Here is a 17,174-nt window from a genome sequence, read left to right as displayed (position 1 = left end):
ATTCGATTTCGTCGTCCCACCTCCGCACAGTTGAGTAGGGCTATAAAAGCTGATGAAATCAGCGTAGTAGAGCCCACTCAACCACTGCGTCTTGCTCGACAATGCAAAGACAATTGAGAGGCTGGGACAAAAGTCCGAGCCTCTTTTTAGCTGTCTGAAATAACCACTTAGTGGCTGAAAATAACCACTTACTGAAAAGGACTTGTAAGATTTTGAACAGCTGTTATAATGTTACTAACAAAGGTTAAGAAAGGAGTCCTATGAAAGTTCGCATCGAATTAGATCCGCAGATGGATGAGCCAGAAATGATCATTCGGGCTCCTCGATTGACGGAGGATGTCGCCCGCTTGCAACAGTTGATCTTGGAGCAAAAAATGACACCCTTGACCTTTTACAAGGATCGCAGCGAATACTTTGTAGATGTGTCAAAAATTCTCTTCTTTGAGACAGATGGTGAAAAGATCTATGGTCATACCAGAGAAGAGGCCTATGAGGTTCGTCAAAAACTCTATGAGTTGGAAGAGATCTTGCCGGTTGCTTTCTGTCGTGTCTCCAAGTCGACCATTGTCAATACTAAGCAGATTTATTCCATCGAAAAATCTTTTTCGGGAACCAGTACAGTGAATTTTTATCAAACCCATAAACAGGTACACGTGTCCCGACACTATTATCAACTCTTAAAAGAACGGTTAAAGGAAATGAGGTAACAAGATGAAAAATAAATTAATTGGGATTTTCTTAATCCTCCTAGCGGCTCTAGTTCTCTTACAAGGCTATTTTGTAAAATGGGAAATCAGTATTTGGACGCTGGCTTGGGTTGTTTTGCTAGCAGTCCTTTCTCTCTCAAGTTTTTTGAAGCGGCACTTTGGCTGGGGCTTCCTATATGGGATCTTGGCCCTGTTCTCCCTTAATGGCCAATACCATTTTCTTCCGGTATCCAATTCGGTCGTCATCTTTTCTTCTATTTTAGCGGTGATTGGTCTCAATATTCTCTTTAAGCCCTCTAAAAAAGCAAAAACGACTTGGAATTTGTATTCAGCAGGATCGCATGGCCAAACTGCTGGCAATGACATCGATGTCTCCTTCTCTACAGTGACCAAGTATTTGAATGACCAGAATTTTACGGGCGGAAGTGCGGATGTGAGCTTAGGAGAAGCTTCTATCTATTTTGACAATTGCCGGATCGAAGGGCCGTCAGCTCAGTTTGCGGTGGATGTTTCCCTTGGAAGTTTGAGTCTCTATGTTCCAAGCGACTGGCGGGTTCATGTCAATGTAGAAAGTTCTCTGTCAGCTATCCAACACCAGGAAAATCCTAGCAATTTAACCAGCAAAGACTTTTACATCGTCGGAGAGGTCTCACTGGGGAACCTAGAAATCATCTATGTAGGTGAGAATTCCTTTTCATAAGCCGATCTAAGAAAAACTTATTCAAAGGTCTTGCCAAGAGAAAGTTTTTTTGGTAATATAGTACGGTATGTGGTGCTAGCACATCCGTAATATTAGATCTAATAGGAGGCAAAACAGAATGGCTAAAGTATGTTATTTTACTGGTCGTAAGACTGTATCAGGAAACAACCGTTCACACGCGATGAACCAAACCAAACGTGCCGTAAAACCAAACCTTCAAAAAGTAACTGTCCTTATCGATGGTAAACCTAAAAAAGTTTGGGCTTCAGCTCGTGCATTGAAATCTGGTAAAGTAGAACGCGTTTAATCAGAAATGAGGATCTCTCGGAGATCCTTTTCTTTTTTCTTCATTTTTTCTCTTTTTGGACATTTGTATCAACCGATAGGAGAAAGGTGTATCCCTTTTACACGCACCCTCTTTTATGGTAAAATAGAATATAAAATACTTTTGAGGTAGAAATTATGACAGTAAAAATCAATACAAAAGATGGTCAAATTGAATTGACTGATGATGTCATCGCAACTGTTGTAGGCGGTGCAGCCACTGAAATTTTTGGAGTGGTTGGAATGGCTAGCAAAAACGCGATTAAAGATAATTTCCAAGCTCTCTTAGGTAAGGAAAACTACTCTAAGGGTGTCGTTGTGAAAACAGCGGAAGCAGGAAGTATTGCGGTTGATGTTTACACTGTTTTGAGCTATGGTACAAAAATTAGCGAAGTCTCAAAAAATATTCAAGAGCGTGTCAAATTCAGTCTAGAAAATCAACTTGGAATCACAACGGATACAGTCAACGTCTATATCCAAAACATTAAAATTGTGGGAGAATAATCGTGTCTAAAATTACAACTAGTTTATTTCAAGAAATGGTCCAAGCAGGGGCTACTCGCTTAAATAAACAAGCCGAGTATGTCAATTCATTGAACGTTTTTCCTGTACCAGACGGTGATACTGGAACCAATATGGGGATGACCATTGAAAATGGTGCAAAAGAAGTAGCCGATCGCTCTGCTTCAACTGTTGGAGAAGCAGCAAATATCTTTGCGAAAGGGCTTTTGATGGGAGCGCGTGGAAACTCAGGAGTGATTACGTCACAATTGTTCCGCGGATTTTCTCAAAGTGTCAAAGACAAGGATGAATTGGATGGTGCAGCTCTTGCGGCAGCCTTTCAAGCAGGGGTTGAAGTAGCCTATAAAGCGGTAATGAAGCCTGTAGAAGGAACCATCTTGACCGTTTCTCGTGGTGCTGCCATCGGTGCCAAGAAAAAAGCAGAATCTACCAATGATGCTGTCGAAGTCATGCGTGCGGCCCTTGAAGGAGCTAAGACAGCTCTTGCCAAAACACCAGATATGCTTCCTGTATTGAAGGAAGTTGGTGTAGTGGACTCTGGTGGTCAAGGTTTGGTCTTCATTTATGAAGGGTTCCTATCAGCTTTGACAGGAGAATTTATCGCTTCTGAAGAATTTGTGGCGACTCCAGCAACTATGTCAGAAATGATCAACGCAGAGCACCACAAGTCCGTAGCGGGCCATGTGGCAACCGAAGATATCACCTTTGGTTACTGTACAGAGATCATGGTCGCTTTGAAACAAGGCCCAACCTATGTCAAAGACTTTGACTACGACGAATTCCGTAACTATTTGAACAATCTTGGGGATTCTCTATTAGTGGTTAATGATGACGAAATCGTCAAAGTCCATGTCCATACTGAAGATCCAGGTCTTGTTATGCAAGAAGGATTGAAATATGGTAGCTTGGTCAAGGTAAAAGTCGACAACATGCGCAACCAGCACGAAGCACAAGTTGAAAAAGAAGAGCGTCAAGCGAAACCAGCTGAAGCAAAAGAATATGCTATTATTGCAGTCGTTGCGGGTGACGGATTAGCGGATATCTTCAAAGCGCAAGGTGTGGACTACATCATCTCTGGTGGTCAAACTATGAACCCATCAACAGAAGACTTTGTCAAAGCTGTTGAAGAGTTGAATGCGCGCAATATCATTATCTTGCCAAACAATAAAAACATCTTGATGGCTGCTCAATCTGCAGCAGAAGTCATTGAACAACCTGCAGCTGTTGTAGAGACCAAGACCATCCCTCAAGGATTGACCAGCCTTCTAGCATTTGATGAGAGCAAGTCTATCGAAGAAAACTACGAACGCATGAGCGCTTCATTGGAAGATGTTGTATCAGGTAGTGTGACGACAGCCGTTCGGGATACCACGATTGATGGTCTTGAAATCCATGAAAACGACAATCTTGGAATGGTCGATGGCAAAATCGTTGTTTCCAATCCAGATATGATGGAAACCTTGACTGCTACCTTTGACAAGATGTTGGACGAAGATAGTGAAATTGTGACTATCTATATCGGTGAAGATGGTCAAGAAGATCTAGCCAATGAGTTGGCTCAAAACTTGATGGCTAAATATGAAGATGTCGAAGTCGAAATTCATCAAGGAAATCAACCGGTTTACCCATATTTGTTTAGCGTCGAATAATCAAAAAATTTCAAAAATAGAAAGAAAAAGAGCCAAAAAAATGATTTTTTGGCTCTTTTTTTTGATAAAAAAAGTTTTATGAAAGCGATTAGATAGGTGTTTTTAGACAATTTTTGTTTGATATGTTATACTTTAGAAAAATAGAAATAGGAGAAAAAGCACATGAAAAAGGTAATCTGCTTTTTAGGAGCTTTGCTTTTTGTGATGACAGGTTGTGCTACTAAGTCCCAGTCCACAGAAACATCAAAAAGCTCAACCACTACTTCGATAGAAAAAAGTGAAACTGTTACAAGTGAGGCAAAGGAAGAAACCAAGGTTCTCACTGCTGAAATCAATGGTAATCAACATCGCTACACCATCACGACAAAAGGTGATAAGGTTCAAAAGTTGAAGTTAGATGTTTTATCGGCCCTGCCAGAAAAAATTGCTACTAACTCAGCTAATCTAAGTCCTGAAGAGATGACAAAAATTATTAATGAAGGCTTGCAGTCAGATTCAGAATACACGGCTTTGAAAGACATGGCTGGCTTCAGTATCGAATATAAGGTCACTCCAGAGAAAAAATTAGCCTCAACGGTCTCTGTTGATATGGAAACCATTGATTGGGACAAGGTTAAAGACCTATCTTACTTTAAAGATCTTGGTATCGGTGACCTAAAAGACATCAAGGCATCGACTGTTTTCACAGGATTAAAACTCCACGGTTTCAAAGAAGAAACGCCAGCACCATAGGTTCGGACTCTTGTCCGGCCTTTTTTATTTTCCATGACAATTGTCATGTCAGCCAGTGACAAAATCATCTAGTAGCCTGTTAATCCTTTCGCTATAATAAAGTCAGAAAGTAAGAGGTAAGGAAAAATGAAACAATGGTTCTATAAAGTGTTTACGTTAACAGTGGTTGGGATGGTCGTCTATTTGATCTTTTCAAAGGATGATACCCTCTATTACCATTTCCCTTGGGAATTATTTGCTGGGATTGGCATCATGAGCTGGGCAGTTCAAGAAGGGCTAAAAATGGTCAAGGCTGTTAAAAAGGAGATGGAGCAATGAAAAAGAAAATTGAAATTGGATTGGTAGCTGCTCTGTGTTTGGTCCTTTGGGCAACAGAGGTTATGACGGGATGGTTTTCTGCTTATTTTCCTAGCTGGTTTTTCCAAACGGTTTGGGGAGTGACCTTGGTCGTCTATGTCATCATTCCAGCTGGCCAAGTCTGGTTGAAAGGAGAGCACCATGAGTGTCATTAGAGTTGAGAACTTGAAGAAAAGTATTAAAGGAAAAGTGATTCTAGAAGATCTTTCTTTCAGGGTTGAACGGGGAGACTGTTTGGCTTTGATTGGGCCTAACGGAGCAGGGAAGACGACTTTGATGAATTGCCTCCTAGGAGATAGAAAGGCGACTTCTGGAATCATTGAAGTAGAGGGGAAAGCTCCTGGTCATCCTCAGTTAAAGACCAGCGTTTCTTATCTCCCTCAAGAGAATGCTATCGTGCAAAAGTTAACCGTGCAGGAATTGATCAGTTTCTTTCGCTCTATTTATCCCAACCCTTTAACGGTCAATGAAATCGATGATTTATTGCGATTTAGTCTAGAACAAAAGAAACAGTTGGCCAGTAAGCTGTCTGGTGGGCAAAAACGTCTCCTATCCTTTGTCCTGACCTTGATTGGTCGTCCCAGTCTTCTGTTTTTGGATGAGCCGACGGCTGCCATGGATACGTCCACTCGCCAACGCTTTTGGGAGATTGTCGGGGATTTAAAGGAACAAGGCGTCACCATTGTCTATTCTTCCCATTACATTGAGGAAGTAGAGCATACAGCTGATCGGATCTTGGTCTTGCATCAGGGACGTTTGCTTCGGGATACGACGCCATTAGCTATGAGAAGTGAAGAGGTAGAAAAACATTTTACCCTGCCTTTGCGATACCAAGCTCTAGTGGCAGGGATGGACGGAATTGGTCAAGTGACGGTCAAACCGGATGCCCTTCAAGTTGTGACAGGTGATGCCAATCGTTTGTGGACTCGATTGCAAGAAGAAGGCTGTTCGATCCAAGAGATCGAAGTGACCAATCGAAGTTTATTGGATTCTATTTTTGAAAATACAAAGGAAGTAGGTAGAGAAGATGAAACGCATGAAAGCTCTCGGCGTGGTTGAGTGGCATTTGACCAGACGCCAAGCCATTTATTATTTATTATCAATAGGGATGCCCACGGCCTTTTATCTCTTCTTTTCAGGGATGTACCAGGACACACCAGGGGCACCCGCTCACTTTATGAGGGATTATCTTCTCTCCATGACGGCTTTTTCCATGATGTCTACGGCTCTATTTTCCTTTCCAACAGTTCTTGAAACCGATCGACTCAATAATTGGCAAAAAGTCTTGCGCCATACCCCGGTATCTATGGTAGAATATTATCTAATAAAGGTTGCGGGTCTCTTTGTAGACTTTCTCCTATCCATTGGGGTCGTCTTTACCGTGGGTCATGTGGTGCGGCATGTGAACATGTCTCTACAGGATTGGGTCTTAGCAGCCTTCCTTCTCATCCTAGGAAGTCTAGCTTTTGTAGCTATCGGTCTGGTCTTGACCTTGCTTCCTTCTAGTCAATTGATGTCGGTTGCGGGCAATCTCCTCTATATGGGACTGGCTGTCATGGGTGGCCTATGGATGCCCATTAGTGTCTTTCCAGAATGGATGCAAGCTATTGGTAAATGCCTGCCAACCTATCAATTGATGGAACTGATCAAGACCTTTTTAAATAAGGGGCAGGTCAATGGCTTTGCTAGTCTCTATTTAACCTTGTTTACCTTGGTCTTGTTTACCCTTGTCATCGTCTATCGCCGTCATTCTGAGGTTCGTGCATGATTGAAAAACTCAAGCGTATTCATTATATGTTTTACGCTAGCCTAGTCTTTATGGGATTCCCCTTTATCTCTATTTTATTGGGTGAGGTTCCCTACTGGCACTTCTTTTTAGCCCTCTTGTTTATTGCTTCCTATCTAGGAATCTTGATTACTGAAAACAAAAAGCTGATCTGGATTTATTGGCTGTACCTCCTAGCCTATGTAGCAGGAAATACTCTTTTTATTAACGCCAACTATTTTTGGTTTTATTTCTTCATCAGTAACCTGTTAGTCTATCATTTTGAGATTCGCAATTTTCGCTCTCCTTATCTTTGGACAGTTTTTCTATCGCAATTCCTACTTTTTGGAGTTATCTTTTTCAGACAGAATGCGATGGAGTATGAATGGGTATTTTTAATCATCATTTTCTTTTTTACCCATGCCATGACTTACGGCATGGTTCGGATTCGGATGATGGAAGAGTTGAAAGCTGACCATGCCAAGCAAAATGCCCAGATCAATCTCTTGCTGGCAGAAAACGAGCGCCATCGGATTGGCCGTGATTTGCATGACAGTCTGGGCCACACCTTTGCTATGCTCAGTGTCAAGGCAGACCTGGTTGATCAATTCTTAGCATTGGGTCAGGTTGAGAAGGCGCAGGAGCAGGTGCAAGAGATTCAAGCCATTAGTCAAGAGTCCATGCACCAAGTCCGAGAGATTGTGGAGAACTTGAAGCAGCGAACCCTGGCAAGAGAGCTGGAAACCGTCAAGCAAATGCTAGAAGTGGCGCAAGTCAAAGTGGAGATCCAAAACAATCTCGATACAGCTAGCATCTCGCCGGTTCTAGAGTCTGCTCTGGCCATGGTGTCTCTGGAACTAGCTACCAATATGATCAAACATGCCAAAGCGACGCAAGCCCTTCTCACTTATCGCTCCACCGAAACAGGGGTAGAAATGGTCGCAGAAGACAATGGTATCGGCTTTGATAAGGTCTCGGATAAGGACCTGCACTCAATCCGCGAACGGATTGCCTTGTTGGGAGGAGAGCTGGATATCAGTCATCAATACAAGCCGACCCGCATAGAAATACGGATCCCCTATCAAGAAAGGAAATAAGATGCGCTTATTAGTTGCAGAAGACCAAAGTATGTTGCGCGATGCCCTCTGCCAGCTCCTGCTTTTGCAAGAGGATGTAGAAGAAGTCTTGCAGGCTGGAGATGGGCAAGAAGCCATTCGCTTACTCGAAACCCATCCAGTTGATATTGCTATTTTAGATATTGAGATGCCTATCAAAACAGGACTAGAAGTGTTGGAATGGGCCAAAAGTCAACAACCCCAGCTCAAGGTTGTCATCGTTACCACCTTTAAACGACCGGGTTACTTTGAGCGGGCCCTCAAGGCTGGAGTCGATGCCTATGTCTTAAAAGAACGTCGCATTACAGATTTGATGGCAACACTTCATACGGTTTTGGCAGGGCAAAAAGAATATTCTCCTGAATTAATGGAGGGAATCCTAACCCATCCCAATCCTCTAAGCTCTCAGGAGCAAGCAGTCCTAAAAGAAGTTGCAAAGGGAGCTTCTAATCAAGAAATTGCTGATCGTTTATTTCTCTCTAACGGGACTATCCGCAATTATATGTCGGCTATTCTGACCAAGTTGAATGCAGAAAATCGGACGGAAGCAGCAAAGATAGCCCAAGAAAAGGGATGGCTATAAGCAAGCAAAGTTTCTAGGATTCCTAGAGACTTTTTTGATTGGATTGTTCTTTTTTAGGACAACTCTCATTAATCGGATTTGGATAGAAAATTCAGAAAATTTGTGATTTTTACTTGAATTATTTTCCAAAAATGGTATGATAGTAGCATGCTCATTTGATAATCAAAGAAACAGAAAGGAGAGACATGGAGAAAATTACCTTAGAAACTGCAAAGACAGGTTCAGAGCTTGTGCTAGAAACGCTTCGAGATCTTGGGATTGATACCATTTTTGGCTACCCAGGTGGAGCGGTTTTGCCCCTTTATGATGCTATTTATAGTTTTAAAGGGATCAAACACATTCTTGGCCGACATGAACAAGGCTGCTTGCATGAGGCTGAAGGCTATGCCAAATCAACTGGGAAGCTGGGTGTGGCCGTCGTCACAAGTGGACCTGGAGCAACCAATGCCATTACAGGGATTGCGGATGCCATGAGTGATAGTGTTCCTCTTCTTGTGTTTACTGGTCAGGTCAACCGTTCTGGGATCGGGAAGGATGCCTTCCAAGAGGCAGATATTGTTGGGATTACCATGCCGATTACCAAGTACAATTACCAAGTACGTGAGACAGCGGATATTCCACGGGTTATCACGGAAGCAGTTCATATTGCGACAACTGGGCGTCCAGGCCCTGTCGTCATTGACCTTCCAAAAGATGTCTCTGCCCTAGAAACTGATTATATTTACAATCCGGCCGTTAACATTCCAAGTTACCAGCCGACTATTGAACCAAATGAATTACAGATTAAGAAAATCTTGAAGCAACTTGGCAAGGCTAAGAAACCAGTCCTCTTGGCTGGAGGTGGCGTCAGCTATGCAGAAGCGGCGGACGAATTGGTAGCCTTAGCAGAACGCTATCAGATCCCTGTGGTAACTAGTCTTCTAGGACAGGGGACGATTGCAACCAGCCACCCTCTCTTCCTTGGGATGGGAGGCATGCACGGTTCTTTTGCGGCCAACATTGCTATGACAGAAGCAGATTTCATGATTAGCATCGGTTGTCGTTTTGATGATCGTCTGACGGGAAATCCAAAGACCTTTGCGAAGAATGCCAAAGTCGCTCACATTGATATTGACCCAGCAGAGATTGGTAAAATCATTGCAGTCGATATTCCAGTCGTTGGCGATGCCAAAAAAGCCTTAAAACAATTGTTAGCAGAGCCAGTGGTTCATACCAATACGGAGAAATGGGTTGAGAAAGTTACCCAAGATAAAAATCGGGTTCGTTCTTACGATAAGAAAGAACGCGTGGTCCAACCCCAAGCAGTTATTGAACGCGTGGGTGAGTTGACCAAAGGGGATGCCATCGTTGTGACAGACGTTGGCCAACACCAGATGTGGGCAGCTCAGTACTACCCATATCAAAATGAACGACAGTTGGTGACTTCTGGTGGTCTAGGAACCATGGGATTCGGTGTGCCAGCCGCCATTGGTGCTAAGATTGCCAATCCAGATAAAGAAGTTGTGCTCTTTGTCGGAGATGGTGGCTTCCAGATGACCAATCAAGAATTGGCAATCTTGAATGTTTACAAGATCCCAATCAAGGTCATCATGCTCAACAACCATTCACTTGGGATGGTTCGGCAGTGGCAAGAAGCCTTCTATGATGGGCGGACATCAGAGTCAGTCTTTGAAACCTTGCCAGATTTCCAATTGATGGCGCAAGCCTATGGGATTAAGAATTACAAATTTGATAATCCTGAAACCCTTGAGAAAGATTTGGAAGTCATTACCGAAGATGTACCAATGTTCATCGAGATCGACATTTCTCGGAAAGAGCACGTTTTACCAATGGTACCAGCTGGTAAGAGCAATCATGAGATGTTGGGAGTGAAGTTTAATGCGTAGAATGTTAACAGCCAAACTTCAAAACCGCTCTGGGGTTCTTAATCGCTTTACTGGTGTCTTGTCTAGACGCCAAGTCAACATTGAGAGTATCTCGGTAGGGGCGACAGAAAATCCCAATGTGTCACGGATTACTATTATCATTGACGTCGCGTCTCATGATGAAGTGGAACAAATCATCAAGCAACTCAACCGCCAGGTCGATGTGATTCGCGTTCGAGATATTACAGATAAACCTCACCTCGAGCGTGAAGTGATTCTGATCAAGGTCTCAGCGCCTGCAGAGAAACGGGCAGAATTGCTGGCCATTATCCAGCCCTTCCGCGCGACTGTGGTAGACGTGGCTCCAAGCTCCATCACCGTGCAGATGACAGGAAATGCAGAGAAGAACGAAGCTCTCTTGCGTGTCATTCGTCCTTATGGGATTAAGAATGTTGCACGGACGGGTGCAACTGGCTTTACCCGCGATTAAAGCCCACCATTCAAAATAGTTACTACCGCCTAAGAGGCAATAAAAATAGAAAAGAGAGAAAAAAACTATGGCAGTTCAAATGGAATACGAAAAAGATGTAAAAGTAGCAGCACTTGACGGTAAAAAAATTGCCGTGATCGGTTATGGATCACAAGGTCATGCCCATGCTCAAAACTTGCGTGACTCAGGTCATGATGTGATCATCGGTGTACGTCCAGGTAAATCTTTTGACAAAGCAAAAGAAGATGGTTTTGATACTTACACAGTAGCAGAAGCAACTAAATTGGCTGAGGTCATCATGATCTTGGCTCCAGACGAAATCCAACAAGAATTGTACGAAGCAGAAATTGCTCCAAACTTGGAAGCTGGAAATGCTGTTGGATTTGCACATGGTTTCAACATCCACTTCGAATTCATTAAAGTTCCTGCAGATGTTGATGTCTTCATGTGTGCGCCTAAAGGACCAGGTCACTTGGTTCGCCGTACGTATGAAGAAGGATTTGGTGTTCCTGCACTTTACGCAGTATACCAAGATGCTACAGGTAATGCTAAAGACATCGCTATGGACTGGTGTAAAGGTGTTGGTTCAGCACGTGTAGGACTTTTGGAAACAACCTACAAAGAAGAAACGGAAGAAGATTTGTTTGGTGAACAAGCTGTTCTTTGTGGTGGTTTGACTGCCCTTATCGAAGCTGGTTTTGAAGTCTTGACGGAAGCTGGATACGCTCCAGAATTGGCTTACTTCGAAGTACTTCACGAAATGAAACTCATCGTTGACTTGATCTACGAAGGTGGATTCAAGAAAATGCGTCAATCAATTTCAAACACTGCTGAATACGGTGACTACGTGTCAGGTCCACGTGTCATTACTGAGCAAGTGAAAGAAAACATGAAAGCCGTTCTTGCGGACATCCAAAATGGTACATTTGCCAACGACTTTGTGAACGACTACAAAGCTGGTCGTCCAAAATTGACTGCTTACCGTGAACAAGCGGCTAACCTTGAAATCGAAAAAGTTGGTGCTGAATTGCGTAAAGCAATGCCATTCGTTGGAAAAAATGATGACGACGCCTTTAAAATCTATAACTAATGAGGTGATGGTGAAGTTGGGAGAAATCCCAACTTCTTTTTCATCAATAGCAGAGATGGATTGGAAGGTGTTTTCAACCATTTAGCAGAATCTGTATGAAGAGACGTGCCATATCGAGCATTTTGGGTGATTTTTCTGAAAATTTGGAAAACACGCTGAAATTTTTGCAGTCTTTTGATATAATTAGATGAAATAAGGAGAAGAAGAGGAAGACTATGATAACATCGAAAGATATCATAAAAGCCCACAAGGTCTTAAAGGGTGTGGTTGTTGAGACTCCCTTAGATTATGATCATTATTTATCCGAAAAGTATGGAGCGAAAATCTACTTAAAGAAGGAAAATGCTCAGCGGGTTCGTTCATTTAAGATCCGTGGAGCCTACTACGCGATTTCTCAGTTACATGAAAAAGAGAGAGAGCGAGGAGTAGTCTGTGCTTCTGCGGGCAACCACGCTCAAGGAGTTGCCTACACCTGCCGAGAGATGAAAATCCCAGCAACTATCTTTATGCCGATTACGACGCCTCAGCAAAAGATTAGCCAGGTTCGTTTCTTCGGTGGAGAGTATGTGACCATTAAATTAGTAGGAGATACCTTTGATGCTTCTTCTAAGGCGGCGCAGGAATATACTGAACTTAAAAACTGTACCTTCATTGATCCATTTGATGATGCCAATGTCCAAGCGGGTCAAGGAACTGTAGCCTATGAAATTCTAGAGGAAGCTAAAAAAGAGTCAATTGGTTTTGATGCTGTCTTAGTACCAGTTGGTGGGGGTGGTCTCATCGCTGGAGTATCCACCTACATTAAGGAACAAGCGCCGGAAATCGAGGTGATTGGGATCGAAGCAGATGGCGCTCGGTCTATGAAGGCAGCCTTTGAAGCCGGAGGTCCAGTAAAACTCAAACAGATTGATAAGTTTGCGGATGGGATTGCTGTTCAAAAGGTTGGTCAGCTGACTTATGAAGCAACGAAAAAAAATGTTGAGACCTTGATTGGCGTCAACGAGGGCTTGATTTCCGAAACCTTGATTGATCTTTATTCTAAGCAAGGCTTGGTTGCAGAACCAGCTGGAGCTGCCAGTGTTGCAGCTTTGGAAGTATTGAGAGAGTATATCAAAGGGAAGACCATTTGTTGTGTGATTTCTGGTGGGAACAATGACATTAACCGGATGCCAGAGATGGAAGAGCGAGCCTTAATCTATGATGGTATCAAACACTACTTCATCGTCAACTTCCCGCAACGTCCAGGAGCTCTTCGAGAATTTGTAAATGATATCTTAGGTCCAAATGACGATATCACGCGGTTTGAGTACATCAAACGGGCAAGTAAAGGGACTGGGCCAGTCTTGATTGGTGTCGCTTTGGCAGATAAGCATGACTATGCAGGACTGATCAATCGGATTGAACAATTTGACCCTTCTTTCATTAACTTGAATGGAAATGAAACCCTCTATAACATGTTGGTATGATGGATTCTTTAACAAAGAATCACTTCTAAAAAGTAAATAAAATATAAAGGAGAATCAGGAAATGATTTGGATTTTTCTATTGGCTATTCTAGTAGTTGGAGCTACTGTATTCATTAGCTCGCTCTATGTGGTGAAACAACAATCTGTTGCGATTATTGAGCGTTTTGGACGCTATCAAAAGATCAGCAACAGTGGAATTCATGTCCGTGCACCATTTGGAATCGATAAAATTGCGGCGCGTGTGCAATTGCGTCTCTTGCAAAGCGAGATTGTAGTCGAAACTAAGACACAGGATAATGTATTCGTTACCATGAATGTAGCGACACAATACCGCGTAAATGAAAACAATGTAACGGATGCTTACTACAAATTGATGCGCCCAGAAGCTCAGATCAAATCTTACATCGAAGATGCCTTGCGCTCATCTGTTCCAAAGTTGACCTTGGATGAATTGTTCGAGAAAAAAGATGAAATCGCCCTTGAGGTTCAAAAACAAGTAGCTGAAGAAATGTCGACCTATGGTTACATTATCGTAAAAACCTTGATTACTAAAGTTGAACCAGATGCTGAAGTGAAGCAGTCAATGAATGAAATCAACGCTGCTCAACGGAAACGTGTGGCTGCCCAAGAATTGGCTGAAGCTGATAAGATTAAGATTGTTACCGCAGCCGAAGCAGAAGCTGAAAAAGATCGCCTTCACGGGGTCGGTATTGCAGAGCAACGGAAGGCCATTGTAGATGGTTTGGCAGATTCTATCAAGGAATTGAAAGACACCAATGTGAATTTGACAGAAGAACAGATCATGTCGATTCTTTTGACCAACCAATATTTGGATACTTTGAATAATTTTGCAGAAAAACAAGGCACCAATACCCTCTTCTTGCCAGCAAATCCGGATGGCGTAGAGAATATTCGCACCCAAATCCTCTCAGCTTTAAAAGCTAAATAACAAAATATCTGACTTTTTTAAAATTGTTCGTATTTTCAGCTATTATGGTTGACAAAATATGTAAAAAATTTTATATTAGTATTGGAAATAATAATATAGGAGAAGAATCATGGCTAAATCGAACTTCGAAAAAGTGGAATCAGTTGTTGGTTGGGTACGTGATAAAAAAATCACTGGCTATCGTATTAGTAAAGAAACGAACGCCCGTGAAATGTCTATCATTGCACTTGCGCAAGGTCGTGCAAAAGTGAAGAACATTTCGTTTGAAACTGCGCTTGGCTTGATCGATTTTTATGATAAGAATCATCAAAAATTCGAAAATTAATCTTACATATAAAAAAGAAGGGGAAAAGCTTCCCTTCTTTTTATATAGTATAAATCAGGATATCGTAGGAAAGTATCACTAGTTTTCTTCATATCTATCAAAGGATTTCAACAAGTTTATGTGTGGAATCTTTCTTTCAATTGATAGTATTGAAAAACTCCCTCATCGGAAGGATTTCCAGTGAGGGAGTTTGTTTTAGTTTAAGAAACGTTGTAAGAATTCTTTGGTCCGTTCTTCCTTTGGATTGGTAAAGATTTCTTTCGGATCACCTTGTTCAGCGATGACCCCCTTGTCCATAAAGATCACACGACTTGAGACGTCTCGTGCAAATTCCATTTCGTGTGTTACCACGATCATGGTTAAGCCTTCTTTGGCTAAGTCTTGCATAATTTTAAGAACTTCTCCGACCATTTCAGGGTCCAGAGCTGAGGTTGGTTCATCAAACAAAATGGCATCAGGATCCATAGAAAGGGCTCGAGCGATAGCCACCCGTTGCTTTTGGCCGCCTGAGAGTTGTTTTGGACGAGCAGCCCAATAAGGTTCTCCCATGCCAACTTTCTCTAAGTTCGCTTTAGCAATTTTCTCTGCTGTTTCACGATCACGCTTGAGAACGGTTGTTTGTGCCACAATGGTATTTTCCAAGACATTTAAGTTTTCAAATAGATTGAAGCTTTGGAAAACCATGCCCAATTTTTCCCGATAGTGGGTGAGATCGTAATCAGGATCAAGAACGTTCTGTCCCCGGTAGAGGATTTCTCCATCAGTCGGAGTTTCTAAGAGATTAATGGAGCGAAGGAAGGTAGATTTCCCGCTACCAGAGCTCCCAATGATGGAGATAACTTCGCCCTTCTCAACAGAAAGAGAGATGTCCTTCAAAACTTCGTTTTGACCGTAGGATTTTTTTAAGTGTTTGATTTCAAGTATTTTTTCTGCCATTATTTCACCTCTTTGACTTGCATTTGATTGGCACCAGTTGTGTAGGTATCAGAGTCTAAGCGACGTTCGATGTATCGAAGGATACGGGTGATGGTGAAAGTCAGGATAAAGTAAATTACCGCAATAATAGTAAAGGTTGGGAAGTATTGGTAGTTTTGAGTTGCGACCGTATTTCCTGTAAAGTAGAGTTCAACCACAGAGATAACATTCAAGACCGATGTATCCTTGATGTTGATGACAAATTCATTACCTGTTGCTGGCAAGATATTGCGCACTACCTGAGGAAGAACGACCTTACGCATGGTTTGTCCATGGGTCATCCCCAGAGCAGTCGCTGCTTCAAATTGGCCAGTATCTACTGCTAAGATTCCTCCCCGAACAATCTCACTCATATAAGCCCCTGTATTGATGGAAACAATAAAGATGGCGGCCCAGGTACGATCCAGGGAAATGTTAAAGGCTTGGGCTGAACCGTAGAAAATAACCATGGATTGAACGATCATCGGAGTTCCGCGGAAGATTTCAATGTAGACATTGAGGAACCAACCAAAGAATTTTTGCAAGGCGGCGAGGGCCTTGTTTTTAGACGTAGGAGCAGTCCGGAAGACACCGATTAACAAACCGATGATCAAACCAGCAATGGTCCCTGTCATGGAGATGAGGAGGGTCATACCAGTTCCACGTAAGAACTGAGGGCCATTATCTTTCAAAATCTTCATCATTTGGCTGAAGAAAGTCTGCTCATCATCGCTAGCATCACTGGAAGCGGGTTGTTTCTTGATCATATCATCCATGAGTTTGACTTGGTCTTCAGATGAAATTTTCGCTAGTGCCGCATTGACTTGGTCAATTCTAGTGTCACCTTTCTTCATCCCGATAGCAATGGTAGCATCTTCCTCCCCAACTTCAAAACCTTTTTTGAATTGGATCATCTTAAATTTTGAATTAGCGGATTCAGCTGTCAAGGCTTCTGGACGCTCAGAAACATAGGCATCGATAACGCCGGATTCTAAAGCTTGACGCATTTGAGCAAAGTCTCCCATTGCAGTTTCTTGTTTTGCACCCTTGAGTTGGGAGATGAGAGAGTAGAGGTAGACCCCTTGTTGAGAGGTGACCTTTGCATCCTTAAAGTCATCTAGACTAGTGGCATTCGCATAGTTTCCGTCTTTACGCACCAGCATGACCGGCTCACTGGTATAGTAGCTATTAGAGAAAGCGACTTCTTTCTTACGCTCAGCAGTAGGACTCATCCCAGCGATAATCATATCGATTTTCCCAGAAGTGAGGGCAGGGATTAAACCGTTCCAAGATGTTTTTACAATTAGAGGTTTTTTACCTAGTCCCTCAGCAACTTTTTTGGCGATTTGAACATCGTAGCCGTTGGCATATTGGTTGGTACCATCAATCTTTACAGCTCCATTTGAATCATCTTCTTGGGTCCAGTTGAAAGGGGCATACGCAGCCTCCATTCCAATCCGGAGATATTCGTCTGCTTTGACAATGTGGCTCATTCCCAGACACAAAAGAAGTCCTGTAAAGAGAGCATAAATTGTTTTTTTCATGTAGTCTCCTCTTCCTTTATAAATAGTATCATCTTAT

General features: G+C 42.5%; 20 protein-coding genes. 18 read left to right on the top strand and 2 right to left on the bottom strand.

What is annotated here, in order from left to right; genetic code table 11:
• The first annotated feature begins 260 nt into the window (after positions 1-260).
• From ABT997_RS09155 to ABT997_RS09070, 18 genes are all read left to right on the top strand, one after another.
• Positions 261-707 carry a LytTR family DNA-binding domain-containing protein gene (locus ABT997_RS09155; RefSeq protein WP_350019202.1) on the top strand — a complete coding sequence of 149 codons (447 nt, stop codon included), beginning with the start codon at positions 261-263 and terminating at the stop codon, positions 705-707.
• A gap of 4 nt (positions 708-711) precedes the next feature.
• Entirely contained in the window at positions 712-1,407 is a 696-nt protein-coding gene (locus tag ABT997_RS09150; RefSeq protein ID WP_006594987.1) for a LiaF transmembrane domain-containing protein, read from the top strand.
• A 118-nt stretch (positions 1,408-1,525) separates the two neighbouring features.
• A complete protein-coding gene (gene rpmB / locus ABT997_RS09145; protein ID WP_001140948.1) occupies positions 1,526-1,714 on the top strand; it encodes a 50S ribosomal protein L28 in 189 nt (62 codons plus the stop codon).
• A 155-nt stretch (positions 1,715-1,869) separates the two neighbouring features.
• Positions 1,870-2,235 carry an Asp23/Gls24 family envelope stress response protein gene (locus tag ABT997_RS09140; RefSeq protein WP_006594986.1) on the top strand — a complete coding sequence of 122 codons (366 nt, stop codon included), beginning with the start codon at positions 1,870-1,872 and terminating at the stop codon, positions 2,233-2,235.
• Positions 2,236-2,237: 2 nt separating this feature from the next.
• The gene (locus ABT997_RS09135; RefSeq protein ID WP_006594985.1) at positions 2,238-3,902 is read left to right on the top strand and encodes a DAK2 domain-containing protein; all 1,665 of its coding nucleotides are present in this window, start codon (positions 2,238-2,240) and stop codon (positions 3,900-3,902) included.
• Between the two features lie 162 nt (positions 3,903-4,064).
• A complete protein-coding gene (locus tag ABT997_RS09130; protein ID WP_006594984.1) occupies positions 4,065-4,634 on the top strand; it encodes an SP0191 family lipoprotein in 570 nt (189 codons plus the stop codon).
• 126 nt (positions 4,635-4,760) lie between these two features.
• Positions 4,761-4,952: a hypothetical protein gene (locus tag ABT997_RS09125; RefSeq protein WP_350019201.1), complete on the top strand. Its 192-nt coding sequence runs from the start codon at positions 4,761-4,763 to the stop codon at positions 4,950-4,952.
• Positions 4,949-5,146, top strand: coding sequence for a hypothetical protein (locus ABT997_RS09120; RefSeq protein WP_006594982.1), 198 nt, complete (start codon positions 4,949-4,951; stop codon positions 5,144-5,146). Before ABT997_RS09125 ends, ABT997_RS09120 begins: the two co-directional genes overlap by 4 nt.
• A complete protein-coding gene (locus ABT997_RS09115; protein ID WP_350019200.1) occupies positions 5,133-6,050 on the top strand; it encodes an ABC transporter ATP-binding protein in 918 nt (305 codons plus the stop codon). The genes ABT997_RS09120 and ABT997_RS09115 overlap by 14 nt, the downstream gene beginning before the upstream one ends.
• Complete coding sequence (locus ABT997_RS09110) at positions 6,019-6,759, top strand: ABC transporter permease (protein ID WP_006594980.1); 741 nt, start codon at positions 6,019-6,021, stop codon at positions 6,757-6,759. The genes ABT997_RS09115 and ABT997_RS09110 overlap by 32 nt, the downstream gene beginning before the upstream one ends.
• Complete coding sequence (locus ABT997_RS09105) at positions 6,756-7,853, top strand: sensor histidine kinase (protein ID WP_006594979.1); 1,098 nt, start codon at positions 6,756-6,758, stop codon at positions 7,851-7,853. The genes ABT997_RS09110 and ABT997_RS09105 overlap by 4 nt, the downstream gene beginning before the upstream one ends.
• Before the next feature lies 1 nt (position 7,854).
• Positions 7,855-8,454: a response regulator transcription factor gene (locus tag ABT997_RS09100; RefSeq protein WP_120701243.1), complete on the top strand. Its 600-nt coding sequence runs from the start codon at positions 7,855-7,857 to the stop codon at positions 8,452-8,454.
• A gap of 185 nt (positions 8,455-8,639) precedes the next feature.
• Positions 8,640-10,340, top strand: a complete 1,701-nt coding sequence (locus tag ABT997_RS09095; protein WP_350019199.1) for an acetolactate synthase large subunit — start codon at positions 8,640-8,642, stop codon at positions 10,338-10,340.
• Positions 10,333-10,809, top strand: coding sequence for an acetolactate synthase small subunit (gene ilvN / locus ABT997_RS09090; protein WP_006594976.1), 477 nt, complete (start codon positions 10,333-10,335; stop codon positions 10,807-10,809). The genes ABT997_RS09095 and ilvN overlap by 8 nt, the downstream gene beginning before the upstream one ends.
• A 67-nt stretch (positions 10,810-10,876) precedes the next feature.
• Entirely contained in the window at positions 10,877-11,899 is a 1,023-nt protein-coding gene (gene ilvC, locus ABT997_RS09085) for a ketol-acid reductoisomerase (RefSeq protein WP_350019198.1), read from the top strand.
• Positions 11,900-12,114: 215 nt separating this feature from the next.
• Entirely contained in the window at positions 12,115-13,365 is a 1,251-nt protein-coding gene (ilvA, locus tag ABT997_RS09080) for a threonine ammonia-lyase IlvA (RefSeq protein ID WP_350019197.1), read from the top strand.
• Positions 13,366-13,426: 61 nt separating this feature from the next.
• Complete coding sequence (locus ABT997_RS09075) at positions 13,427-14,314, top strand: SPFH domain-containing protein (protein ID WP_023022202.1); 888 nt, start codon at positions 13,427-13,429, stop codon at positions 14,312-14,314.
• 109 nt (positions 14,315-14,423) lie between these two features.
• On the top strand, positions 14,424-14,639 hold the full coding sequence (locus ABT997_RS09070) for a capsule biosynthesis transcriptional regulator (protein ID WP_006594972.1): 216 nt from the start codon (positions 14,424-14,426) through the stop codon (positions 14,637-14,639).
• A gap of 195 nt (positions 14,640-14,834) precedes the next feature.
• On the opposite strand, the gene ABT997_RS09065 is transcribed toward ABT997_RS09070, so the two are convergent.
• Both ABT997_RS09065 and ABT997_RS09060 read right to left on the bottom strand, forming a co-directional pair.
• On the bottom strand, positions 14,835-15,575 hold the full coding sequence (locus ABT997_RS09065; RefSeq protein WP_009732258.1) for an amino acid ABC transporter ATP-binding protein: 741 nt from the start codon (positions 15,573-15,575) through the stop codon (positions 14,835-14,837).
• On the bottom strand, positions 15,575-17,137 hold the full coding sequence (locus ABT997_RS09060) for an ABC transporter substrate-binding protein/permease (protein ID WP_006594970.1): 1,563 nt from the start codon (positions 17,135-17,137) through the stop codon (positions 15,575-15,577). The genes ABT997_RS09065 and ABT997_RS09060 overlap by 1 nt, the downstream gene beginning before the upstream one ends.
• Between the last annotated feature and the right edge of the window lie 37 nt (positions 17,138-17,174).

The organism is Streptococcus australis, assembly GCF_040226615.1.
GTDB lineage: Bacteria > Bacillota > Bacilli > Lactobacillales > Streptococcaceae > Streptococcus > Streptococcus australis_E.
This window is presented reverse-complemented; position numbering and strand designations above follow the sequence as displayed.